Source organism: Mucilaginibacter sp. P4_E8, assembly GCF_056401495.1.
Genome location: NZ_JBFUJG010000005.1, coordinates 60,610 through 86,296, shown reverse-complemented (window position 1 = coordinate 86,296; position 25,687 = coordinate 60,610). Strand labels below are relative to the sequence as shown.

At 42.1% G+C, this 25,687-nt stretch carries 20 protein-coding genes; 13 read left to right on the top strand and 7 right to left on the bottom strand.

What is annotated here, in order from left to right:
• Positions 1 to 128 precede the first annotated feature (128 nt).
• The 6 genes from trhO to AC1DRQ_RS03750 all read left to right on the top strand — a co-directional run bounded on the left by trhO (position 129) and on the right by AC1DRQ_RS03750 (position 11,438).
• Positions 129 to 1,088, top strand: a complete 960-nt coding sequence (gene trhO, locus AC1DRQ_RS03775) for an oxygen-dependent tRNA uridine(34) hydroxylase TrhO (RefSeq protein ID WP_477422268.1) — start codon at positions 129 to 131, stop codon at positions 1,086 to 1,088.
• 115 nt (positions 1,089 to 1,203) lie between these two features.
• A complete protein-coding gene (locus AC1DRQ_RS03770; protein ID WP_477422267.1) occupies positions 1,204 to 4,095 on the top strand; it encodes a ligand-binding sensor domain-containing protein in 2,892 nt (963 codons plus the stop codon).
• A gap of 262 nt (positions 4,096 to 4,357) precedes the next feature.
• Positions 4,358 to 7,348: a SusC/RagA family TonB-linked outer membrane protein gene (locus AC1DRQ_RS03765; protein WP_477422266.1), complete on the top strand. Its 2,991-nt coding sequence runs from the start codon at positions 4,358 to 4,360 to the stop codon at positions 7,346 to 7,348.
• An 11-nt stretch (positions 7,349 to 7,359) separates the two neighbouring features.
• Positions 7,360 to 8,895, top strand: coding sequence for a RagB/SusD family nutrient uptake outer membrane protein (locus tag AC1DRQ_RS03760; protein WP_477422265.1), 1,536 nt, complete (start codon positions 7,360 to 7,362; stop codon positions 8,893 to 8,895).
• 121 nt (positions 8,896 to 9,016) lie between these two features.
• On the top strand, positions 9,017 to 10,369 hold the full coding sequence (locus AC1DRQ_RS03755; protein ID WP_477422264.1) for a glucoamylase family protein: 1,353 nt from the start codon (positions 9,017 to 9,019) through the stop codon (positions 10,367 to 10,369).
• Between the two features lie 271 nt (positions 10,370 to 10,640).
• Positions 10,641 to 11,438 (top strand): carboxylesterase family protein, encoded by a 798-nt coding sequence (locus AC1DRQ_RS03750; protein WP_477422263.1) that lies wholly within the window; start codon positions 10,641 to 10,643, stop codon positions 11,436 to 11,438.
• A gap of 164 nt (positions 11,439 to 11,602) precedes the next feature.
• On the opposite strand, the gene AC1DRQ_RS03745 is transcribed toward AC1DRQ_RS03750, so the two are convergent.
• From AC1DRQ_RS03745 to AC1DRQ_RS03730, 4 genes are all read right to left on the bottom strand, one after another.
• The gene (locus AC1DRQ_RS03745; protein WP_477422262.1) at positions 11,603 to 12,430 is read right to left on the bottom strand and encodes a hypothetical protein; all 828 of its coding nucleotides are present in this window, start codon (positions 12,428 to 12,430) and stop codon (positions 11,603 to 11,605) included.
• Positions 12,431 to 12,509: 79 nt separating this feature from the next.
• Positions 12,510 to 12,728: a DUF2442 domain-containing protein gene (locus AC1DRQ_RS03740; RefSeq protein WP_429402072.1), complete on the bottom strand. Its 219-nt coding sequence runs from the start codon at positions 12,726 to 12,728 to the stop codon at positions 12,510 to 12,512.
• A gap of 127 nt (positions 12,729 to 12,855) precedes the next feature.
• On the bottom strand, positions 12,856 to 13,581 hold the full coding sequence (locus AC1DRQ_RS03735) for a YebC/PmpR family DNA-binding transcriptional regulator (RefSeq protein WP_429402070.1): 726 nt from the start codon (positions 13,579 to 13,581) through the stop codon (positions 12,856 to 12,858).
• A gap of 97 nt (positions 13,582 to 13,678) precedes the next feature.
• Complete coding sequence (locus AC1DRQ_RS03730; protein ID WP_477422261.1) at positions 13,679 to 14,629, bottom strand: NAD-dependent epimerase/dehydratase family protein; 951 nt, start codon at positions 14,627 to 14,629, stop codon at positions 13,679 to 13,681.
• A gap of 880 nt (positions 14,630 to 15,509) precedes the next feature.
• On the opposite strand from AC1DRQ_RS03730, the gene AC1DRQ_RS03725 reads away from it, so the two are divergent.
• The 7 genes from AC1DRQ_RS03725 to AC1DRQ_RS03695 all read left to right on the top strand — a co-directional run bounded on the left by AC1DRQ_RS03725 (position 15,510) and on the right by AC1DRQ_RS03695 (position 22,649).
• Positions 15,510 to 16,517: an aspartate-semialdehyde dehydrogenase gene (locus AC1DRQ_RS03725; RefSeq protein WP_477422260.1), complete on the top strand. Its 1,008-nt coding sequence runs from the start codon at positions 15,510 to 15,512 to the stop codon at positions 16,515 to 16,517.
• A 79-nt stretch (positions 16,518 to 16,596) separates the two neighbouring features.
• Positions 16,597 to 17,382, top strand: a complete 786-nt coding sequence (locus AC1DRQ_RS03720) for a hypothetical protein (protein ID WP_477422259.1) — start codon at positions 16,597 to 16,599, stop codon at positions 17,380 to 17,382.
• 9 nt (positions 17,383 to 17,391) lie between these two features.
• On the top strand, positions 17,392 to 18,297 hold the full coding sequence (locus AC1DRQ_RS03715; RefSeq protein ID WP_477422258.1) for a LysR substrate-binding domain-containing protein: 906 nt from the start codon (positions 17,392 to 17,394) through the stop codon (positions 18,295 to 18,297).
• 8 nt (positions 18,298 to 18,305) lie between these two features.
• Positions 18,306 to 18,734, top strand: coding sequence for a hypothetical protein (locus tag AC1DRQ_RS03710; protein WP_477422257.1), 429 nt, complete (start codon positions 18,306 to 18,308; stop codon positions 18,732 to 18,734).
• 249 nt (positions 18,735 to 18,983) lie between these two features.
• Complete coding sequence (locus AC1DRQ_RS03705) at positions 18,984 to 19,538, top strand: type 1 glutamine amidotransferase domain-containing protein (RefSeq protein ID WP_477422256.1); 555 nt, start codon at positions 18,984 to 18,986, stop codon at positions 19,536 to 19,538.
• Between the two features lie 87 nt (positions 19,539 to 19,625).
• On the top strand, positions 19,626 to 21,122 hold the full coding sequence (gene crtD, locus AC1DRQ_RS03700) for a 1-hydroxycarotenoid 3,4-desaturase CrtD (RefSeq protein ID WP_477422255.1): 1,497 nt from the start codon (positions 19,626 to 19,628) through the stop codon (positions 21,120 to 21,122).
• Between the two features lie 126 nt (positions 21,123 to 21,248).
• Complete coding sequence (locus AC1DRQ_RS03695; protein WP_477422254.1) at positions 21,249 to 22,649, top strand: aminopeptidase P family protein; 1,401 nt, start codon at positions 21,249 to 21,251, stop codon at positions 22,647 to 22,649.
• A 160-nt stretch (positions 22,650 to 22,809) separates the two neighbouring features.
• Here AC1DRQ_RS03695 and hemH read toward each other — a convergent pair whose 3' ends face one another.
• The 3 genes from hemH to AC1DRQ_RS03680 all read right to left on the bottom strand — a co-directional run bounded on the left by hemH (position 22,810) and on the right by AC1DRQ_RS03680 (position 25,616).
• Positions 22,810 to 23,829: a ferrochelatase gene (hemH, locus tag AC1DRQ_RS03690; RefSeq protein WP_477422253.1), complete on the bottom strand. Its 1,020-nt coding sequence runs from the start codon at positions 23,827 to 23,829 to the stop codon at positions 22,810 to 22,812.
• A 211-nt stretch (positions 23,830 to 24,040) separates the two neighbouring features.
• Positions 24,041 to 24,736, bottom strand: coding sequence for a fatty acid desaturase (locus AC1DRQ_RS03685; protein WP_477422252.1), 696 nt, complete (start codon positions 24,734 to 24,736; stop codon positions 24,041 to 24,043).
• Positions 24,737 to 24,764: 28 nt separating this feature from the next.
• Positions 24,765 to 25,616 carry a 4-hydroxy-3-methylbut-2-enyl diphosphate reductase gene (locus tag AC1DRQ_RS03680; RefSeq protein ID WP_477422251.1) on the bottom strand — a complete coding sequence of 284 codons (852 nt, stop codon included), beginning with the start codon at positions 25,614 to 25,616 and terminating at the stop codon, positions 24,765 to 24,767.
• Positions 25,617 to 25,687: the final 71 nt, after the last annotated feature.

Here is a 25,687-nt window from a genome sequence, read left to right as displayed (position 1 = left end):
AAAACATAATACCGAATAAGGAATGTTTAACGTTTGTGCTGATGTAAAACCTTTCGCCTTTTACCTTTCACCCAAAACCCTTATATTTGCACCTCATTTAACACTGTTTGCAGCAGTATCAATGGTTTATGGCAATATATAACACACTACTTTACTATTGTTATTCAACAATAGCTGATGCGGAGCAATTTGCTGCCGATCATTTAAAATTTTGTAAAAGTTTAGGATTAACCGGTCGCATCATAGTAGCTACCGAAGGGCTTAACGGTACCGTTTCGGGCACTGCCAAAGCTTGTAAAACCTACATGGATACAGTACATGCCGACGAGCGCTTCGCCGGTATCGATTTCAAAATTGATGAAGTTGATACGCCTTCGTTTGTAAAAATGCATGTACGTTACAAATCCGAAATTGTACACTCAGGCCTGCGCGATCCTCATATCATTAACCCTCAACAACAAACCGGCAAACACCTGGAACCAAAGGATTTTTTGGCGATGAAGGACAGGGACGATGTAGTGGTTTTAGATGTACGTTCAAATTATGAGCATTCATTAGGCAAATTTAAAAACGCGGTAACGCTGGATATAGAAAATTTCAGGGATTTTCCGGCAATGATCAATGAGCTGGCCAAATACAAGGATAAAAAGATATTAACTTATTGCACCGGGGGCATCAAGTGCGAAAAAGCATCGGCCTTACTATTGCATGAAGGCTTCCCCGAAGTGTACCAGCTGCACGGCGGCATTATAAAATACGGTAAAGAAGCCGGCGGTGAGGATTTTGAGGGTAAATGTTATGTGTTTGATAATCGCCTTTCGGTTGATGTGAACAGCGTTAACCCGGTGGTGATATCAACCTGTTTTAATTGCGGCACAACAACCCATAAAATGATCAACTGTGCCAATCCAGAGTGCAATGAGCATTTTACGCAATGCGATGAATGCGGTACTAAAATGGAAGGTTGCTGCAGTGATGCCTGCCAAAGTCATCCTCGCAAAAGGGTTTACGATGGAACAGGCTATTACGTAAAAGTACCGCAGCCGGTAAATACAGCCAAGAAAAACAACCTGCAATTAGCCGATTAAGTTTACAACAAATCATATAAAGCTTACCCAAACGGTAAGCTTTTGTTTTTTATCCAATTCAAACTGTATTTTCGTAATATTAGTTAGGCTTTGGGCCGATGCTGTTTATTAACCTATGCGTAGATCTATCCTGATTATTATAAGTATTGTTTGCACCTCTGCTTGGTACGCCAGGGCGGTTGATATAAAAAGCATCGGTGTGCCTTATGTGCAAAATTACCCAAAAACCATTTACCAGTCGGGCAATCAAAACTGGTCGGTAACAAGGGATGAGCACGGCATCATGTATTTTGGTAATGCCGAAGGTTTATTGGCTTTTGACGGAAAATACTGGMAACAGCACCACATGCCAAACGGGCTCATTGTAYGGTCAGTCTCGGCCGATGGTAGGGGCAAAATTTACGTGGGGGCCTTTGGCGAGTTTGGTTACTGGCAGGATAACAATAAAGGTTTCTTAAAATACACCTCACTAATAAATCTGGTACCTGAAAAATACCGCCCTATCAACGAAGAAATATGGAAAATATATGTTGATGGCGACAGGGTGATCTTCCAGTCGTTTGGTGCTATTTACATTTACTCAAAAGGAAGCGTCAATGTAATAAAGGCTCCAAAACCTTACCTGTTTTTATTTAAAGCAGGTAAACGTTTCTTTATTGAGCAGGTATCTGCTGGGTTATTTGAATTAAAGAACAACCATCTGGAGTATGTGCAGGGCAGTAATACATTAGGCAATAGCGGTGTACTATCCATACTTCCCTTTCAGGGCAACAAATACATTATTGGCACCGCTCAAAATGGCCTGTTCATTTACGATGGTCAAAACATAAAACCCTGGGTCAGTCAGGCTAATGACTTTTTAAAAACCTATCAGCTTAATAACGGCGCTATAATACCAGGTAAATACTTTGCCTACGGCACCATACTGAACGGGATAGTAATAATTGATACCGCGGGTAACGTGATACAGCACATTAACAAATCAAGCGGTTTACAAAACAATACCGTTTTAAGTTTATATACCGATACCGAGCAAAACCTTTGGGCAGGTTTAGATAATGGTATTGATCGTATTGAGGTTAACTCTCCGCTGTATTTTTATTTTGATAAAACCGGTAAGTTCGGCACCGTTTACGCCAGCATTATATTTAATAAAAAAATATATCTGGGTACAAACCAGGGGCTTTTTTACAGCGATTGGGTACCCGATAATAACAAACCTTTCCAGTCATTTGATTTTAAGCTTATTCCTGGTTCGCAGGGGCAGGTTTGGGATCTCTCTTTGCAGGATGGGCGTTTGCTGTGCGGCCATAATGACGGCACTTACCAGGTAAATGAAAATACCATTACCAAAATTTCGACAGTGACCGGTGGGTGGATCATCAAAAAACTAAGCCAGGATATGCTCATACAGGGTACCTACACAGGCTTGGTGGTTTATAAAAAAGAAGCATCCGGAAACTGGATATTTAGCCATAAGGTTGATGGCTTTGGCGAACCCTCGCGCTATGTTGAACAGGATAGCAAGGGGCAAATATGGGTAAGCCATGCTTATAAAGGCATTTATAAATTAACCTTGAGCAGCGACCTTAAAAAAGTAACCTCAAAAATATATTATGATAAGCAATATGGACTGCCGGGCAGCTATAATGTTAATGTATTTGATTTGGATAACCGTGTTGTTTTTTCATCAGACTCGGGCTTTTATATATATGACGATATTACCGACCGCTTTTTTAAATACACCCAGTTAAATAAAAAGCTGGGTACCTTTTCATCATCAGGCAAAATAATAAAAGCCATAGGCAAAAAGTACTGGTTTATTAATCAGGGGCACGTTGCACTTGCAGATCTTTCTGTTCCGGGTAAGCTCAGTATTGATACCAACAGGTTCACGATACTTAACGGCCAAATGGTACAGCATTATGAAACCATAAACCGAATTAACAATTTAACCTACCTGATCAGTATCGACGATGGATTTGTGATATTGAATGATGGCGATGCCTTGTTGCCAAACCAAATGAAAATACCCCCGGTATTGATACGCCGTATCGAAAACGTAACCGATAAGGTATCTGTGATAAGTGATATGAATAGCAGCCAGAACGTAATTGAAATACCTTATACTCAAAACAACATCCGTATTGCGTACTCGTTACCATACTATAAACAGGCCAAGATCAAGTTTCAATACTATTTAGAGGGTTATTCAAGGCAATGGTCTGATTGGGCTCCGCAAAGTCAAAAAGAATTTACCAATCTTGATCAGGGGACCTACCACTTTAAAGTACGCGCCAAAATAAACGATCAAAACATATCGGCAATTACCACTTTAACATTTACCGTATTGCCACCCTGGTATGCAGGTAAGGCAGCCATGATTTTTTATATATTAATGCTGGTTTTGGCGTATTACCTGATCAGGCATTATTACCGCTTTAAATTAAGACGGCATCAGCAACGTATCCATCAAAAGCTGCAGGCAGAAAAGGAAGAATTTTTAAAGCAGGAAGCCATAGCGAATGAACAGCACATCATCAATATAAAGAATGAACAATTGCAGGCCGATTTGGCCAGCAAAAGTCGTGAGCTGGCAAACTCGGCCATGAACCTCGTTTATAAAAATGAGCTGCTGCAAAAAATAAGTGAAGAAATAGCCCACCTTAAAGATAATACAGGCAAAAAATTGGCCGATGATCAGTTACGCAGGATACAAAAAGTAATTGACGAAGGCATGAATGATGAACGCGACTGGAACATATTTGAAAAAAGCTTTAACGAAGCCCATGAAAACTTTTTCAAAAAACTAAAATCCGGCCACCCCGATCTTGTTCCGAATGATCTTAAACTATGCGCTTACCTGCGCATGAACATGAGTAGTAAAGAGATGGCTTCGCTATTAAACATTTCCCTGCGCGGCGTTGAAATACGCCGTTACCGCCTGCGAAAAAAGCTCAATCTGGAGCACGATAAAAACCTTGTTGAGTTTCTCATTGAACTATAATACTACATCATTACCTCTCATAACCCTACTTGACCTTAGTGTACCTGGCTATATATGTGTAGTATGTATAATATACACTAATTGGTTTTAATAAACTGATAATCAATTTATTAAAAATTAAAAACATAACCACTGAGAAAGTGTTCTATATATGACGTATTAATGTTGAGTTAATATTTTTGATAAAACTGTATTATCTCCTCAGCTTTGTCAAATAATAAACCAATTATTTTTTCAAACCACTTACTTACTATTAACCACTATGAAAAGAATCTTTACTATTTCTGTGTTGGTGCTATTCTGCCTTTTTTTTGTTAATGCTTCATTCGCTCAAAACGCTACGGTAAAAGGCAAGGTTACCGATGCATCCACAGGCGAGGCCTTAATTGGCGTAAGCATTTCCGTTAAAGGAACCACCACAGGGGCGCAAACCGACGTTAACGGTGCTTTCACACTGTCAGCACCACCTACCGCAACACTTGTTTTTACGTATATTGGCTATACTACCTTGTCGTTGCCCATTAATAATCAAACCGAATTAATTGTAAAACTGCAACCCGAAGCCAAGGAGCTGCAGCAGGTAGTAGTTATTGGTTACGGCACTCAGCGTAAAAGGGATGTAACCGGCTCCGTTGCCAGTGTAAGTGGCAGCCTGTTAGCAAAGCAACCTGTGCAAACTCCTACACAAGCCTTACAGGGTAAAGTTTCGGGTGTTCAGGTACTATCATCCGGACAGCCAAACTCAGCACCTATTTTACGCATACGCGGTACCGGTTCTGTACTTGCCGGTGCTAACCCGCTATATGTAGTTGATGGTGTTTTAACTGACGATATCAGGAACATCAATAGCTCAGATATATTAAGTCTTGACGTTTTAAAAGATGCTTCGGCAGCCATTTATGGTGTTCGTGGTGCCAATGGTGTTGTTATCATTACCACCAAAAAAGGTAAAAGCGGTCCGGCTGTAGTAAGTTACGACGCTACTGTAGGTTTCAGAGAAGTTGCCAATCAAATACAAATGGCAAATCGGGCACAGTACACCGACTATTTAAAGGATGCCAACCCTACGGCCGACGTTAATGCACCGGTAACATTCCCCGGCACTACTGATTGGGCTAAAGAAGTAGCACGTAAGGCGTTCACCACAAACCATAACATTTCAGTTGCAGGTGGCGGCGAAACCAATACTTATTTTATCAGCGCTAATTATCTTGATGACCAGGGCGTTATTAAAACCAATGGATTTCAACGCTTTACCATTCGTGCAAATAATGATATCAACATATCTAAAAAGGTAAAATTCAGCGAACAAATATCGCTGAGCCGTGGCGCCGAGCGTACAGTTGATTTTAATGCCATTTATGGTAATGTTTACAGGGCCGCACCAATTATCCCCTCAGTTATAGATGGCAAATATGGAAACACTTCTGCTTGGGGTAATGTGGGGAACCCGCTTTTACAGTTAGACAAGGCGAACAGATTTACCCTGGGTAACCGTGTACAAGGTAATGTAGCTTTAGATTATAAGCCAATCAGCTCGCTTACTTTGCACTCTGCATTTAATGCGGATGTTAAGTTTAACAATCAAAAAAATTATCAATACCAGTTCCATTCCGATGATCAAACGTTTACTGTTGGCGGCGGCAATCAACGTCAGGATAATAGTTCCCTGTTTATTCAAAACGATGATTCATACCAGTACACCTGGGACAACACCGCTACCTGGGACAAAACCTTCGGCAATCACCACTTTACTGTTTTAGGTGGTATAGTTACTGAAAAATTTAAATCAAACTTTCTTAACGGAACACGTCAGGATGTACCTGCCAATGAGGATCAATGGTATTTAAATTTGGGTAACCCCGATGTTAATGCCAAAGATGATAACGGAGGTGGGTTATTTACCAGGCAATCATATGTTGGCCGTATAAATTATGGCTATGGAGGCAAATATCTGTTAAGCGGCTCTTTCAGGCGCGATGGTAGCTCCAAGTTCAATGAGCACTGGGGTAATTTTTATACTTTCGGCGGCGGCTGGGTAATTTCGGAGGAATCCTTCATGAAGGATAACCACATATTTGACCAGTTAAAACTACGCGCAAGCTATGGTAAATTAGGTAATGATAATATTGACCAGGCGCTATACATTATTACCGCTACATCAAACCTGCCCTACTACTTTAATAACGGCACACTCAATTTGGGCAGTGTAATACAGGATATTAAAGACACTAACTTAAAGTGGGAGACTACCAACCAGCTTGATATAGGCTTAGACTTTGCCATATTGAACAGCCGTTTAAGTGGTGAGATTGACTATTACAATAAAAAGGTAAAGGATGCCTTAACCCTGGTAACTCTGCCCGGTATATTAGGCGATCCAACTAATGATTTTGTAACTAATGCCGCCTCATATAGCAACAAGGGTATTGAACTTGGTTTAAAATGGAATGATAAGATCAATGATAAACTTTCTTATTCCATAGGTGGCAACATCAGTTACAATAAAAATAATGTAGATGGCTTGAATGGTGGCCAGGCTTTATTAAGAGGTGGTGCAAATGGTAAAACTATAACCAGCACAGATAATGGCCAGCCCATAGCCAGCTATTTTGTATTGCAGGCAACAGGTGTTTTCCAAACCGCGGCCGAAGCAGCAGCAGCCCCTACCAATACCTTTGAAGCCAATAAGGTTGGCGGGTTAAAATACGCGGATATCGACAAGAATGGAGTTATTGATGCTAACGACCGGGTTTTCGCGGGCTCTTATCAACCCAAATATTATGGCGGTTTTAATTTTAGCGTTAATTACACAAACTTTGATTTGAGCGCTGACTTTACAGGTAACTGGGGCAACAAAATTTATAACGGTAAAAAGAACTCCCGGGGCAGTGAAAACGACAACATTGAAGCCGGCTATGCAAACAGTCGCTTTACTACTGCCAGGCCATCAAATACCGATCCTTCTGTAATTACTTCAGCTACGCCTCCGTCAACTTACTTTATTGAATCGGGCGCTTATCTGCGGTTAAACAACCTTACATTGGGTTATACATTACCATCGGCTATGCTTAAACGGGCTAATATTTCACGATTAAGACTTTACCTGACCTCACAAAACCTGTTTACTTTAAAACGTTACAGCGGTTCATCTGCTGAATTGTTTCAAACAGACATTCTACAATCAGGCATTGATGCTACCAACTATCCGGTAACCCGCACTTTTGTTTTTGGCGTGAACCTTCAATTTTAACTTTCAGCATTATGAAAAAGATATATAATAAAAATTTAAACATTATAGCCGTTTGTATGCTGGTTGCAACAGCAACGCTAAGTGCATGTAAAAACTACCTTGACGTTAGTCCGCAGGCTGCTATAACCCAGGACCAGATAGCTTCTGATCCTAATCAGGCTAAAAATCTGGTAACAGGTATTTACAACGTATTTTATATAGGCGGGTTTGAACCCGATATTGATAGCTTTCAGTTTGTGATCCTGAGCGATATTGCATCTGATGATGCCGATAAAGGAAGCTCGCCCGATGATTACGGCGATGCCAAACAAATTGATAACCTGCAAACCTCTGCATCAAACGGCGTTGTAAACAACGTTTGGACAGGTCTTTATCAGGGCGTTGCCCGTGCTAACCAGGCGCTGGATAAATTACAAAACGCGCAATTTGATGCCGCTACTAAAAACGCGCTAATTGGCGAAGCCCGGTTTTTGAGAGCTTATTTTTATTTCAACCTGGTTCGTTTATATGGTGGCGTACCATTGCTTGACAAGGTTCCCCTGGCCAGTGAGGCTAATCAGGATAAATATCAAACCCGCGCAACTGCCGATGATATTTATAAATTCATTATCAGCGATTTAGATTTTGCAGTTACCAGCCTGCCTGATAAAGGTGCTACTGATGTAGGCCGTGCTAATAAAAGCGCTGCACAGTCATTAGAAGCTAAGGTTTATCTGTATATGAAAAACTATCAGAAAGCTTATGATCTTTCGGCCGCAGTTATTAGCGGTGGTAAATACACACTGGTAAAAGATTACTCATTAATATGGAGGCAAAAGGCCGTGAACGGCGATGGAGGCAATAATAACTCCGAATCAATTTTTGAGATACAGGCAGGTATAAATAAAAGCTGTACCGCAGGTATTAACCTATACACAGTATCACAGGGCCCTCGTGCCGGAGGCAAATTTGGCTGGGCCGATCTTGGCTTTGGTTTCAATAACCCATCTGAAAGCTTATTAAATGAATATGAGGCTAATGATGTTCGTAAAGCAGCTACAGTAATTACTATACAGGATCATGGTACTGTACTTTGGGATGGTTTCCGTATTCCGAGCCGCGATTCGGTACAAAATGGCACTTATAGCTATAAAGCTTACCATAGCCGTACAGCCGAAGACAATTGCGGTGGCAGTACAGACCGTTTGCCAAAGCAGGTACGCATTTTACGTTATGCCGATATTTTGTTGATCAATGCCGAAGCCGCCTTTCAATTGGGCAGGGTAGGCGAGGCCAGCACTAACCTGAACCTGGTACGTACCAGGGCCAAATTGCCTGCTGCAACAGCCTCGTTAGCAACAATATGGCATGAACGCCGCATGGAGCTGGCCGAAGAGCATGACCGTTTCTTTGACATTGTTCGCCAGGATGCGGTGCAACCGGGGCGTGCGGCTGCGGCATTTACTACACATGGAAAAACATGGGCTGCCAAATATGCGTTGTTCCCTATCCCGCAAACACAAATTGATTTAAGCGGCGGCAGATTAAAACAAAATCCAGGATACTAAATAATTGGTTTAATAAAAGTTGGTTGATTGAGTTATGAGGTTTGTCTGCCTATACCAGGCAGACAGCCTCTTTTAACTGCCCTTTTGATCCCTGTAAAGGAGATCGCATACATATATCTACATGAAAAAATTACTATTCGCCCCATTTATACTGCTGGCTGCCGTAAGTTGTTTTGCCCAAAAAACCGAAAAAAATACTTCAACTGGCATTAAGCCGGTTGGTATTATAAAAAATCTGACTGATAGCGCGCTGCTTGATGTGGTACAACGCCAAACATTCCGTTATTTCTGGGATTTTGGGCACCCGGTAAGTGGCCTGGCCCGTGAGCGCAGCAATACCTCTTTTGATTATGGTAACGAGGTGGTAACCACCGGCGGCTCGGGCTTTGGTATCATGGCCCTAATAGTTGCCGACAATCGTAAATGGATAAGCCATGACCAGGCCGTTGACCGTATGGTGAAGATCGTTAACTTTTTATTTAAAGCCAATTCTTTTCATGGTGCTTTCCCTCATTGGTTGAATGGGGAAACCGGCAAAGTAATTCCTTTTGGCCGCAAAGATGATGGTGGAGATATTGTGGAATCGGCATATTTGTTTCAGGGACTGTTATGCGCCCGCCAGTATTTTACTGCCAACAACCCAAAGGAACAACGCATACGTAATGTGATCAACTGGATGTGGGGCGAAATGGAGTGGGACTGGTACACCCGCGATGGCAGGGATGCATTGTACTGGCACTGGTCGCCAAATAACGGCTGGGCCATGAACTTTCCGATACATGGTTTTAACGAATGCCTGATCACTTATGTACTGGCCGCCTCTGCAGATCGCTATCCGGTTAGTGCCAGTGTTTATCACAGGGGTTGGGCACAAAGTGACTTTTTTAAGAACGGAAAAACCTTTTATGGCATTAAGCTCCCGCTGGGCTTTGACTATGGCGGACCGCTTTTCTTTTCGCAATATTCATTCCTGGGCTTAAACCCTAAAGGCTTAAAAGATAGGTATGCTGATTACTGGGAGCAGAACAAAAACCATACGCTGATCAATCATGCATACTGTGTTGATAACCCTAAAAAGTTTAAAGGCTATGGCGAGAATTGCTGGGGGCTTACCGCCAGCGATAATTTTGAAGGCTATAACGCCCATTCGCCTACTAATGATCTTGGGGTCATAACACCAACAGCGGCATTATCTGCATTTCCTTATACTCCTGAATACTCTATGAAGGCCCTGCGCCATTTTTATTATGACCTGGGCGATAAGATTTGGGGTGAATATGGCTTTACCGATGCCTTTAGCGAATCACATAACTGGTATGGAAAATCATACCTGGCTATTGACCAGGGCCCAATTGTAGTAATGATAGAAAACTACCGTACCGGCTTGTTATGGAAACTATTTATGAGCTGCCCTGAAATACAGAACGGGCTTAAAAAGTTAGATTTTACAAGCTCAGCGCTTGTTAAAAATTAAGAAATAAACGGCATTTGGAATGACCTACAGTGTTTGCTCTATAAGCGTATAAGATTTCTCACTATCGTTCGAAATGACATCCCTTTTTTAAATTAATTTTATATGTCATTTCGAACGAGGAATGAGGAGAAATCTTATGCTACCTGTAACGCTGCTTTTTATGCTTCGAAACCTTCAATCAAAAAATATTGAAAAAATGTAAATCAAAAGGCGTTAAATTTGTTTTAATAACACCTGCCGGTTGTGGCAGAAACAGATTTAAACACATCAAATGATCCACAAAAAATTCATTATAGGAATGCTAAGTTTACTCTTAGCATTTTCTTTTTCAGCCCGCTCCCAAAATTTATCATCTTTTGACAGGGGCAGTTTTATAATCAAAGGCGATACATTACCTTACCGGCTATTATTCCCGAAACATTTTGATCCTACTAAGAAGTATCCCCTGCTATTTGTATTGCATGGTGCCGGGGAGCGTGGGAGTAACAACGAGGCACAATTAAAATATGGCCCTTCGCGCTTGTTGCAGGATAGCGTAAGGGAAAAGTATGAAGCCATTGTGGTTTTTCCGCAGTGCCCGGCTAATAGTTACTGGTCAAATGTGCAGCAGGAAACCGACGCTGCTACTCAAAAAAGAAAATTCGTTTTCCAGGTAAATGAGCAGCCAACTATAGCTATGCAATTGTTATTAGGCTTGGTTGATCAGTTTTTGGATAAGCCATTTGTTGACAAACATCGTGTTTATGTTGGTGGTCTTAGCATGGGAGGTATGGGTACATTTGAGATCATTGGCCGCAAGCCAAAAGTGTTTGCCGCGGCTTTTGCCATATGCGGCGGTGATAATACCCTGAACGCTAAAAAATATGCTAAAAAAGTCCCCCTATGGATCTTTCATGGCAGTAAAGACAGCGTTGTACCGGCTGATCATTCGGAAGTGATGGTGGCAGCAATTAAAGAAGCCGGCGGTGACCCGAAATTCACCCTTTATCCCGGTGTTGACCATAACAGCTGGGACTATGCCTTCAAAGAACCTGAGCTGTTAAGCTGGTTATTTTCGCACAGTAAGTAGTAAGAGATTTTCCGCTTCTGCCTCCAAAATACTTCGCGCGTCATTACGAAGTACGAAGCAATCTCTATGCTGTACAGAGCAAATAGTTAAGTGATGAGCTTTTATAATCGACCTGCTTGTGTAGAGATTGCTTCGTACCTCGCAATGACGCGCGGCGGGAGCAATTATTCCTGGTCAGGTTTTGGCGGGAGATTTTTCATATTAAACCTGGGCTTGTAAGCAGGTTTAGCAGCGGCTTCATCAGCAGCAGGAGGAGTATCCGGCTTTTCTTCAGTCTTTTCAACCGGCTTTTCTTCGTTTTCAACAGGTTTGGATTTAACCATTCCCGGTTGGAAACGTGGCTTGTAGGCCGGTTTAGCAGCGGGAGTTTCTGCAGAAATTTCTGTTTTTTCTTGATCCTCTGTTTTATTCTCTTCTGGAGTGGTTTCGTTTTCCGTTGGTTTAGGCTTTGTCATACCCGCCTGGAAGCGTGGCTTGTAAGCCGGTTTCGCGGCTTCAGTAGCAGGTGTTGTGTTTTCTTCCTTCACCTCGGGCTTTTCAGTCGCGCTTGTTTCACTGTCCGCCGCCTTTGGCTTCATCATAGCAGCCTGAAAGCGAGGTTTAAAAGCAGGCTTGGTTGCGGTATTTTCAATAKGGGGCGTAGTTTCTGCTGCTTTGGTCTCCGGTTTTTCTTCGGTGGGTTTAGCTACATTGGGAGCCCTGAACTTTGGCGCAAAACCTAATTTAGGGGCGGGGGTGCCCGGTTCAATCAAGCTTTCGGTAATGGTTTGTTCGGCCAGCTGGTTCTCTATGATTACTTTTTCTGTTTTTATTTCCGGCGCTGCCGGGAATTGTCGCCGTAGCTTATTAAACCAGTACTTTTTGGTATGGTCAAAGCTTTTTTCGCCCATTTGCTCGTAATGAATTTTAAATTCTGAAAATAGCGATTGCTCACCCTGTTCCAAGGCAACCAGGTCTATCTTTTTCTTTTTAAAAAACTCTTCGAAAGTCATTGGTTTTAGCTGTTTAGAAACAAGAATCAAGACACAAGATAAGTTATGGTTCTTGTCTCCTGATTCTTATTTCTTGGTTCTATGAAGTTGCTACATCCACATCCAGCTTATTAAAATGGATGCCTTTATCGGTTTGTTTCCAGTCCTCACGTTCCTCGTCTGTAGCATTCAGCAATTTCGGGAACCACTCCAACGGAAAAGCCTGTTGTTTGCCATCCGCTTTTTCCACAAAAAGTAAGCCGTTAGCAAAGGTTACCTTTATCTTTTTCTCTTCCTTACGTGAACTGAATAGTGGCATAATGTTAATTATTTAAACCTGTTGTTGCGGGGTACGAAACAAGCAGATCAAATATGCTTTTCCATTCGCCCTGTATAGCATAGAGATTGCTTCGTTCCTCGCAATGACGATTAGTGAAAAATCAAAATTACTCCGCCATATTATGGTAAACAGCCTGTACGTCGTCGTCCTCTTCCAGGCGATCTATTAACTTCATGATATCTGCAACCTGCTCTTCGGTTACTTCATGAAATGATTGTGGTACACGCTCTAATTTAGCCGATTTTACATCAATACCCAACTCTTCAAGCATTTTTTGCATTTTGCCAAAGTCTTCAAAGGCAGTATGTATTACCGCAATATCATTCCCATTTTCATCCGCCTCCACAAATAAATCTTCCAAACCGGCATCTATCAGTTCAAACTCCAACTCTTCCAGGTCACGCTCGCCCGGCTCAAATGTAAATACAGATTTACGGGTAAAAATAAAATCAAGCGACCCGGTTTTACCCAATGATCCGCCATATTTAGTAAAATAACTACGTACGTTTGCTACCGTACGATTGGTATTATCTGTAGCCGTTTCAACCAAAACGGCAACACCATAGGGCGCGTATCCTTCATAAACCAGTTCTTCATAATCTTTTTCATCACGGCTTGTTGCCCTTTTTATAGCAGCCTCAACGCGATCTTTAGGCATGTTTACTGCCTTCGAGTTCTGAACTGCTGTTCTTAAACGCGAGTTGGTATTAATATCGCCACCGCCGGCTTTTACAGCCATTACAATCTCTTTACCTAAACGTGTAAACTGCACGGCCATTTTAGCCCAGCGCTTAAATTTTCTTTCTTTGCGGAATTCAAATGCTCTTCCCATGTTTTCTTAGCCCCCAGCCCCCTAAAGGGGGAGCAGGAGTTATTTTATTTGTTATACCATAAGCCTACTCGCTCCCCCTTCAGGGGGTTCGGGGGCTCTAAATTACATTTTTTAAATTGGTTAGCATATCATTGGTCATTGTCGCCAGGTCATACTCTAACTTCCAGCCCCAATCCCTTTGAGCATAACTATCATCAATTGATTTTGGCCAGCTATCGGCAATGGCCTGTCGCGGGTCGTTTTCTGCGTAGCTTATTTCAAAATTAGGGATTAGTTTTTTTATTTCACCAGCCAGCTGAGTAGGCGTAAAACTTATACCCGCCAGGTTGTATGATGACCGTATAGTCAGCTGATCGGCCGGTGCATCCATCAGCGATATGGTGGCCCGTATGGCATCATCCATATACATCATTGGCAAAGCAGTATCTGCAGATAGAAAACTTCGATAGTTCCCATTTTTTAATGCTTCATGAAATATATGCACCGCATAATCAGTAGTGCCACCACCCGGATTAGCCCGCCAGCCTATAAGGCCGGGGTAACGGATGCTGCGCACATCCAAGCCATATTTAGTAAAATAATACTCGCACCAGCGTTCGCCGGCCAGCTTGCTGAAACCATAAACCGTATTAGGATCCATTACGCAATACTGCGGCGTATGATACTGCGGCGAATTAGGGCCAAATACCGCTATGGAGCTTGGCCAAAAAACTTTGGCAGTTTTAAACTCTACCGCAAAATCAAGTATGTGTATGAGGCCGGTCATGTTCAGGTCCCAGGCCAATTTGGGTTTTTGTTCGCCTACGGCCGATAATATGGCTGCCAGCAGGTAAACCTGTGTAGGGCGGTGCTTATCAAAAATGTGGTGCAGATTATCCTTATCAAGCACATTAACAATTTCATAAGGTCCGCTGTGGCGTATGGCGTAACCCGGATCATTGATGTCAGATGCTATTACGCTTTCGGCACCGTGGATATTTCTCAAGGCCATCACCAGTTCTGTACCTATCTGGCCGTTGGCGCCTATCACTAAAATCTTTTCGCTCATGCAAATTTTGAGTTTAGGCAAAGGTAAAAATTTGGGCGAAATCTGTTGAAGTAGTTGATTAAGTTTATTGAGGGCTGTGAAGTGTGGTTTTGAATAGTTCAAGACCCGCTCCTGGCCATTGCCTTTTACTTTTGGTGCACCAAAAGTAACAAAAGTGCTTTTTCTTTTTAGGCTTCTTTGCCGCACAAGGCCTTAGCCCTGCAAATCAAACAGAACCACGGGCTGCAAAAGTTGCCCCACTGCGTTCGCACAATCCCACCGCTTCAGCAAATATTTGCTATGCCATTTACCACACTCAAGGCCACCATTGTTCTGCCTGATTTCGTCCGAAGCGAGCTGCACTTGTCTGAACCAGAATTTTCTGAATTTTTCACGAGTTAATTTTTACCCGTTCAAGAGGGCTTCGCTGTTTAAAAATTGACAGAATAATGAATCTGCTCTCCCTCCGGAAATGATTAGTAAAATATTCTTCCCCTCAGCAGATAAGCTTCGGGTAAAATCAGACAGAACACCGTGGCCTCTGTGTAGGGAAGGGCATTAGCAATTTTTACTGAAGCAGGGGTAGCGGGAACGAAGTGGAGTAAAAATTAAGCAGCCCGTGGTTCTGTCTGATTTGCGGGGCTAAGGCCTTGAGCGTAAAGAAGCATTTCTGCTGAAAGCCTTTTTGGTTACTTTTGTGGCGACAAAAGTAACTGGCCCTCCCGCGGCCAGGAGCGGGTATGCAACATGCATTCACATCATGCTAATCTAAGATTGCATCGTATCTAACAAAACTACCTCACCTATCAACTACAAATTACATAGACTAAGTTCTATAATAACTGTAAAAAAATTCGCATATTTGGGGTTTAAGTTTTTAATACATAACAATTAAACAAAAATGAAAGTCGCAGTAGTAGGTGCTACAGGATTAGTAGGCACCAAAATGTTGCAGGTTCTTGAAGAACGCAACTTCCCCGTTACAGAATTAATTCCCGTAGCTTCAGAGAAAAGTATTGGTAAAGAAATTACTTTTAAGGGTAAGCAGTTTAAGGTGGTTTCTGTTGAGGATGCGATTAAGATGAAGCCGGACGTAGCTATTTTCTCGGCCGGCGGAAGCACTTCATTACAGCAAGCCCCGCTTTTCGCGGCGGCAGGTACAACTGTTATTGATAATTCATCGGCATGGCGCATGGATCCAACCAAAAAATTGGTTGTGCCCGAAGTTAATGCCCATGTGCTTACCGCCGATGATAAGATCATCGCCAACCCAAATTGCTCAACCATACAAATGGTAGTGGCCTTAAAACCACTGCATGATAAATATAAAATTAAAAGGGTGGTTGTTTCCACCTATCAATCAGTAACCGGTACAGGTGTTAAAGCTGTTGACCAGTTATTTAACGAGCGTAATGGTATCGATGGCCCTAAGGTTTATCCTTATACTATCGACCTGAATGTTATCCCCCAGATTGATGTATTTACCGAGAACGGTTATACTAAAGAGGAAATGAAAATGATCCTGGAAACTAAAAAGATCATGGGCGATGACAGCATACAGGTAACCGCTACAACCGTACGTATCCCGGTTATGGGCGGTCACTCCGAATCAGTGAACGTAGAGTTTGCTAATGATTTTGACCTGACCGAGTTAAGAGAGCTATTGGCAAAATCACCAGGTATTGTAGTGGTTGATGATCCTGCTAACCTGAAATACCCAATGCCGCTTGACGCGCATGATAAAGATGAAGTATTTGTTGGCCGTCTGCGTCGCGACGAAACCCAGCCAAATACTTTGAATTGCTGGATAGTATCAGACAACCTGCGCAAGGGCGCAGCTACAAACGCCGTGCAAATTGCAGAATACCTTGCAGCTGCCCATTTAATTGGTCAGCCGGTTGAAGCATAAGTAAAATAATTTAATTCAGATAATATAAAAATAGGGATGATCGTTTGATTATCCCTATTTTTATATCCGAATGTTAACTATGAAAACCATTAAGCTGATAGTTGTTTTCTGCTGTTGTTTAGCTTCGGCACGTCTGTTTGCACAGGATAGTCCGCAGGCCATTGAAAATGATCTGCTCCGGATACTTCAGAAAGTAAACTATTACGGTGCGCACAAAAAGGAATGGAAAGCCATTGATTCGCTGCAAAAGCAAAACAAGATCTTCGCATTTAAGCTTAAATATTATACATCCAAATATCCGGCAACCATCAGTCAAAGTTTTACTTCGTTAATAAAAGAGCGTTTAGTTATTGCAACTTCTGCCGATGGCATGTTCCGTACCTATTCATGGAATACCCAACTGGGTGTTAAAGGGTTTGATATTTATAATGTGCTGCAATACAAAGCCAACAACCAAACTGTTTCATTACTTAAAATGGATACCGTTGGCAAAAAAGGTAACCTCCCGCTTTGGTATTCAAAAATATATACATTTACCGCTAACAATAAAACCTATTATTTAGCTCCCTATAATTCTGTTTACTCACCTGCGAAAGCAGGACAGGGTTTAAAAATATTTACTATTGAAAAAGGCAAACTAATTGGTAACCCGCCGCTCATAAAAACCCAAACCGGCGTATACAGCCAGCTGCACTATGATTTTGATGTAAGTTCAATAGCCGACTGGAAAGCTTACCCAAGTATTTACTTTGATAAGTCTACACAAACCATTCATACACCGCTTGTTGATTATAATCATAAAATGACCCATAAATTGATCACCTATAAATTCACAGGCCGTTTTTTTGAAAAGTTAAAAAGTTAACTTAGCCAAATGATATCCTTTGCTCACCGTGTTTTTATGGAAGTTGCTGCCAACCTTAGTTTTAGTAAGGCCGCGCAGGTATTGTTTGTAACGCAACCGGCTATCAGCAAACACATTAAAGCGCTGGAAGATCAGTATAAAGTGCCCCTGTTTGAGCGCAAGGGCAACAGCATCCTGCTCACCGAGGCAGGCAACAAACTGAACGAATACCTGCAGCAAGCCACCGAAATTGAACGAAAGATAGAATATGACCTTTCGGTGCTGAGCAACCTGTCGCAGGCGGCGGGGCATTTACGTTTGGGGGCCAGTACCACCATTGCACTATATATTTTACCATCCATACTTTCCGGTTTTCAGCGCGAATATGCCAATGTGGATGTACAGCTGGTGAACCGTAATTCCGAGTATATCCTGAACGCCCTGTTAAACCATGAGGTTGATATCGGCATTATCGAGGTGGATAACAAACTCACCACAGTATCATACAAACCCTTTATGAGCGATGAAGTGATCCCGGTATGCTCGGCTAAAAGCCCCTTGGCTGGCCGCTCGTTAACTTTAAAACAGTTGGTTAAAACGCCGCTGGCTGTGAGGGAACGAGGATCGGGAACATTGAACGCGGTATTAAAATCACTATCTGCGCTCCATATCAAGCCTGCCGACCTATCCGTAAAAATACGTCTTGGTGGCACCGAAGCATTGAAAAACTTTTTACTGGCCGATCAGTGCCTGGGCTTTATGCCACGCCCGTCCATCATCCGTCAACTGGCCGAGGGCGACCTGGTCGAGGTACCTATAGAAGGCCTGAAGATCACCCGCGATTTCTTTTTTATCCGCCGCAAAGGAACAGAGGATTATGGCCTCACCAGCAATTTTATCAATTTTGCGTTGGGACATGTGTTACTAACAGAATAATCAATTTAATGAAATCAGCTAACTGCCTCTTCAAAAAAATAATATTAGTTATACTGGTTATTCATCTGCAATCCTGTGTAATGCACCGTTCAGATTTGAAATTGAAAATTATTAATCTTACGGACACAAACGTTTATATCGGAAGTTTAAGTTCATATGGATGTGATTCTTGTGAAATTAAACGGGATATCGGGTTTCATTGTTCCGAAAAGGATGCTGATCCATCAATGCTTAGAATTGTAAATGCAAGAGATAATGCGGATCTTCAAGATAAATTGCTAAACAGTAGCGAGAAAGTCTATGCCATTAATGTGGATTCATTAGATGCTTATTGTGCTAAAGCAATTGCTTATAAAATTTTAAACAAACCTTGGGTAAAAATATTTTCAGGAATTGTAAATTGGAAAGAAAAGACTTGTACTATTATAATTAGATAGGTTTATTGCCTCTTGCGCTCGTTTGCAACGAGCGCTTATTATGGTGAGGCGATTGCATCGCCTTAGCGTTTTAAAATGTAAACCCGTGTAGCACTCGTTGCAAACGAGCGCAAGATTGGGACATATTACTGATAAACAATAGTTTATATTTTTATCAATATCTAATTTCAAATACTTAAAACCATACCGCAATCTACCTGTAATTATATAATACTTAATTTTTATAATCTAAAATTAATATTATATATTATGGCAAGTTTAAGTAGCAGAAAAGTAGCGATCCTTACCGAAGAAGGATTCGAACAGGTAGAGTTAACAAGCCCTAAAGCAGCGCTGGAAGCAGCCGGCGCAACAGTCCATGTAACATCGCCCAAAAGCGGCACGATCAAAGCATGGGATAAAACCAATTGGGGCATTGAAATTAATGTCGACAAGCAGTTAAGTGAAGTTAGTCCGGATGATTATGACGCATTGGTATTGCCCGGCGGTGTATTAAACCCCGACAAATTAAGACAAAACAAGGATGCAGTTGCCTTTACATCAGCATTTTTAGATGAAGGCAAACCTGTAGCAGCAATATGCCACGGACCACAATTATTGATAGAAACCGGATTGATCAAAGGCCGCAGACTAACATCATACCCATCCCTGCAAACCGATCTTAAAAACGCCGGCGCCAATTGGGTTGACGAAGAAGTAGTGGTTGATCAAGGTTTGGTAACCAGTCGCCGACCGGCCGATCTTGATGCATTTAACCGTAAGGTTATTGAAGAAATTGGCGAAGGTGTACATCATGGCGCATAAATAAAACCTCAATTTCAGACAGTGTATAAAAAAAGTACAATCGTAAATGATTGTACTTTTTTGTTATGGAGCAATTATCTTTACCCCATGCCTGTTAAAAGAGCCCTGATCATTGGTGCCGGAATTGCCGGAATTGCTACAGCTATCCGTTTGGCCGTAAAGGGTTACCAGGTTGACGTTTTTGAGGCCAATAATTACCCTGGCGGTAAGTTATCTCAATTTGAGCAGGAGGGTTTCCGCTTTGATGCCGGGCCCAGTTTATTTACTATGCCACAGTATGTAGATGAACTATTTACGCTTGCCGGTAAAAACCCTGCTGATTTTTTTAAGTACCACAAGCTGGATATAGCTTGCCGGTATTTTTATGAGGATGGCACTAAAATAACAGCTTTTGCCAATGCTGATCAATTTGCAGCTGAGGTTAATAAAACTACGGGCGAACCTATTGCAGCTGTTAAAAAACACCAGGCCAACAGCAGCAATATTTACGATATCACCAACCATGTTTTTTTAGAAAGGTCATTGCACCTGCTAAAAACTTACTTAAACAGGGATGCAGTGAGATCAATTTTCAGGTTTCCGCAAATCGATGCATTCAGAACCATGCATAAGGCAAATGAGGGCTTTTTTAAGGATGAACGTATAGTGCAGTTTTACGACCGCTATGCTACCTATAATGGCTCAAATCCCTACACCGCTCCGGCTACACTTAACGTAATACCACATCTGGAGCAGCAATACGGAGTTTTTTTTCCGGAAGATGGTATGTACAGCATCATTACCAGCCTGGTGGGACTGGCAGAATCATTAGGGATCAAATTTCATTATAGTTCGCCAGTACAGGAGATCAGTTTAAAAGATGGAATGGCAACAGGTATAAGGGTTAAAGATGATATAATAGCTGGTGATGTGGTAGTATCCAATATGGATGTGTGGTTTACCTATCATAAATTATTAACGCAACACCAGCATTTATTCCCTAAAAAAATACTGAGCCAGGAGCGCAGCAGTTCGGCATTGATATTTTATTGGGGTATCAAAAAAGAATCCCCGGAGCTTGGGCTGCATAATATTTTTTTTAGTACCAATTATAAAGCGGAGTTCGATCACATCTGGACAGACAAGAATATATTTCACGACCCTACCATTTACCTCAACATCAGTTCCAAACATAAACCCGATGACGCCCCCGAAGGCTGCGAAAACTGGTTTACCATGATCAATGTACCCGCCAATACAGGGCAGGATTGGGATAAACTGATTGCTACCGCCCGCGAAAACATATTGAAAAAACTTACCCGCATACTGGATTTTGACATTAGTAAATTTATTGTATGCGAAAGTATACTCGATCCGCGCAGTATCGAAAGTAAAACATCCTCCTACCAGGGTTCGCTTTATGGTACAAGTTCCAATAGCCGGTTTGCAGCGTTTTTAAGACATGCCAACCGGTCATCAAAAATTAAAAACCTTTACTTTTGCGGTGGCAGCGTGCACCCCGGGGGTGGCATCCCGCTTTGTTTGCTTTCGGCTAAAATTGTGAGCGAGTACCCCCAGCCCCCTAAAGGGGGAGCAAATTGCTAAAATAGAATACATAATGAAAAAGGCATTAAAACCTTACTCCCTAATTACATTATAAAATAAAAAGCTTTTAACTTTATCCCTTCAACTTTTATCTTAAACACTCCCTTTAGGGGGTTGGGGGAAACTATGGATCTACAACTTTTTGACAGGCAGGTTTACACCGACCGCCGGCATATATTAAAGCAAAATATTGGTTCAGACGGCATTATCCTGTTACTGGGTAACGAGGATAGCAGCATGAATTATAAAGACAATTGCTACCCCTTCAGGCAGGACAGCAGCTTCCTTTATTACTTCGGGCTTGATGTGCAAGCATTGGCCGCGGTAATTGATACTGATACCGGCGAAGAAGTGATCTTCGGTAATGAGCTAAGCATTGATGATATCATCTGGACAGGCACCCTGCCGTCGGTTCATGAAATGGCTGCCCTGGTTGGGGTTACCCAAACCAAACCTTATGATCAGGTAATGCATTATGTGCATAAAGCCATAACATCGGGTAGGCGGGTACATATTTTACCACCTTATCGTCCCGAAAATAAAATTAAACTGGCTAACTGGCTTAACGTAAGTCTGCAGGATGTTGCCGATCATGTATCCATCAAACTCATTAAAGCAGTTATTGCACAGCGGGTAATAAAATCGCCGCTGGAGGTTCAGGAAATGGAAAAAGCCGTTTCCATTAGTGTAGATATGCAACTGGCGGTAATAAAAAACACCCGGCCGGGAATTAAATCCTATGAGCTGGTGGCTAAAGCACATGAAATGGCCATAGCCGCTGATGCACGTTTGGGCTATCCTGCTATTATAACTCCGCACGGCGAAACGCTGCACACGCATTACTACGGGCATACACTGCAAGATGGTCAAATGTTACTATGTGATATTGGCGCCGAAAATGCTATGCATTATGGCGGCGACCTTACCCGCACATGTCCGGTTGGCCGTAGTTTTACTAACCRCCAAAAGGAATTGTATGAAGTAGTACTAACCTCGATGAATCATGCTATCAGCATGTTAAAACCAGGCGTTAGATATAAAGATATACACCTGGCGGCTTGTCAAAAACTGGTTGAGGGCCTAACACAGGTTAACCTGATGAAAGGTGATGCTGCTGAAGCAGTGGCCGCTGGTGCGCATACCATGTTTTTTCAATGCGGCTTAGGCCACATGCTGGGCATGGACACACACGATATGGAAGATCTGGGCGAACCATACGTAGGCTATACAGATACATTGAAAAAAGACACCGTATTCGGACTTAAATCGCTGCGTTTAGGCCGCGAGCTTGAGGCCGGTTATGTACTAACGGTGGAGCCTGGTATTTACATCATCCCCGAGCTGATAGACCGCTGGCAAGCAGAAAAGAAGTATGCCGATTTTATTAATTACGATGTATTGAACACCTACCGCGATTTTGGTGGCGTACGTATTGAGGATAACTTTTTAATAACCGATACAGGAAGTCATTTATTAGGTAAATATTTGCCGAAGACATTGAAGGAAATTGAGGGGTTGAAGGGATAAGGAATAAGATATCAAACTCATACGCGTCATTGCGAGGTACGAAGCAATCTCTACACAGGCAGGTTAATTATGGGAAGTCTAAATCTTTATAGTTACTCTGTATAGCATAGAGATTGCTTCGTACCTCGCAATGACATGATTGTTTTGTGCCTGATAAATCCTAATTCTCCCTTACCATTTTCTCCAACGCATCTATCCATATCGGCGAATCGTTAAGGCTTTCCACGAGCTGAACTTTTTCGCCGCCTAATGCTTTAAACTCGTCGCCGTATTCGGTTGTTACTTCATAAACGGTTTCCAGGCAATCAGCTACAAATGCAGGACAAAATACCAGCAGGCTTTTCTTGCCTTCTTTGGCCAGTTTGGCTACAATTTCACTGGTGTACGGCTGTACCCAGGGATCGTTACCCAGGCGCGATTGAAAACAAATGGTATATTTTTCCTTCGGGATATTTAATTTTTCGGCAATCAACTTTGCAGTATGGTGCGATTGTGCCGAATAGCAAAACTTATTGACATCGGTGATAGTCTGGCAGCAATCATTTGCTTTTAAGCAGTGCTGATGGGTATGGTCGGCCTTGATCAATTGCCTTTGTGGCAAGCCATGAAAGCTAAATAGCACGTGATCATACGTTTCGGGGTTGTATTTACTTGCGTTATTTGCAAAGGTCGCTATCATCCCTTCGTTATCATGAAAGGAATTAACAAACGTGATATTGGGTTTGGTTGGCCACTGCAACAGCAGCTCCATCACCTTGTCATAAACAGAACCTGTACTGGCCGATGCATATTGTGGAAACAAGGCAATAACCTGTATACTGTCAACTAAAGCATCTTTAAGCCGATTAAGGGCTGCTTCAATAGTTGGGTTTTGGTAGCGCATGGCCAGTTCAACAATGTAATCATCGCCAAGTCGCTGTTGCAGGGCTTTTTGTTGTAAAAGGCTGTAATGCATTAATGGCGAGCCGGTTTTATCGTCCCATATAGCCTGATATAATTTGGCCGATTTTGGCGCCCTGAACGGAACAATAAGACCCCGTACTAAAAGGGTACGACCTATCGGATTAATATCAATTACCCGCGGATCCATCAAAAACTCATTCAGATAAGTACGCACATCTGCCGTTGAAGGACTATCGGGGGTACCTAAATTCACCAATAAAACTGCTTTTTTACCCATAATTTAATTTCGCTGCAAAAATAAAAAATAAATGCCCCCTAACCCCTATAGGGGGAACAAATTACAAATAAATGATGCCCCCCGGCCCCCTAAAGTGGGAGTAAACAGACATAACCTAATCGTTTGTAAATCAAAAAACTCCCCTTTAGAGGGCCGGGGGCTTTCCCTATTTGCACTTGTTGTAAACGAGCGCAAGACTAAAATTTATTAATCAAAAAGCTCCTCCTTTAGGGGGTTGGGGGGCTTTCCATAACATCCACCAGGGTGTACCGGGCGATTCATGGTGCTCATAATGATATCCAAAAAAATAGCAGGATAAAAAAGCGAGTAAGTGGTTTCTTGACTGGCTGCGCGATTGATGCCTGTTATCATGCTCGCCCTTATGAGGTTGATAAGTGCCGAAATAAAACAATTGCAGGGTACTTAACAGCGATGGCACCACCCAAAACATAATCAGGTTAGGTTGCGGGATCCATAATTTTAAAATATTAAACAAAATGGCCATTACCACAATTTGCCAAACGGATAAGTAGTTACGAATAAATCTTACATACCAGCTCCAGAAACCACCTTCATGATAATCAGGATCCTGATTGGTATGTACGTGACCATGGTGCTGGTGGTGTTTGGTATACAGTTTTGGATACCAGAACGAAGCATATAGAAAAGTACAAATGTAGCCAATAAGGTTATTTATAGTGCGATTAGGTGATACTGTACCATGCATAGCATCATGAGCGGTTATAAACAACCCGGTGTACAAATGCATCTGCACCAAAATAAATACATAAAGCAGGGGATTAGCAAAACTGAAATGCCATTGCATCAATAAAATAATTGATGCGGCCCAGCAGCCAAGCACAAGCAGGGCAATAAATAAACCTGTATTTGAAGGGCTTTTTTGCATGTGTGGTATAACAGCAAAAAGCGTGCTGTTAAAATTTTTCCAGTTCGGCTTTTACTTCCTGCATCAGCCACATGGGGGTTGATGTAGCTCCGGCTATGCCAATGGTATCATTTGGCGAAAACATGGCCTTATCCAGTTCGCTTGATGATGATATGAAATAAGTGTTGGGGTTATGTTTGCGGCATACCTCAAACAGCACTTTACCGTTTGATGATTTGCGACCCGAAACAAAAACAATTTTATCAAACCTACCCACAAACTTAGGCAGGTCCTTATCGCGGTTTGATACCTGACGACAGATGGTATCATTAGCTTTAAGGTTATATCCACGTGCTATCAGCTCATCCTTTATACCATAAAACTTTTCCATGCTTTTGGTGGTCTGGGTGTACAGCGTAATATTTTGTGGCAGTTCTACATTATCCAGCTCGGCAATGTCCTGGAAAACCAGGGCTTCGTTATTGGTTTGCCCTTCCAGCCCAATTACTTCGGCATGGCCGTGCTTACCAAATATGAGTATCTTCTCGTTGGCATCGTAGGATGTTTTTATCCTGTTTTGCAGTTTTAAAACTACCGGGCACGATGCATCTATCAATGTTATATTGTTCTCTAACGCTATGCGATAGGTGTCGGGCGCTTCGCCGTGTGCACGGATCAATACCTTTTCGTTACGCAGGTTTTTCAATTCGCTGTGTTCTATAATGCGTAGCCCCCGGGCTTTCAGCCGTTCAACTTCTTCATCATTATGCACAATATCGCCCAGGCAGTACAGATATCCTTCGTCGGCCAGTATTTCTTCGGCCATATCAATAGCATATACCACCCCAAAGCAAAAGCCCGAATCCTGATCAATAGTAACCTTTAACTGATACTCTCCCATTGCATTACAAATTTACTGCAAAAATAACCGTTGATTGCAATGATTGTGTGATTATTCACGCGTTACATAAA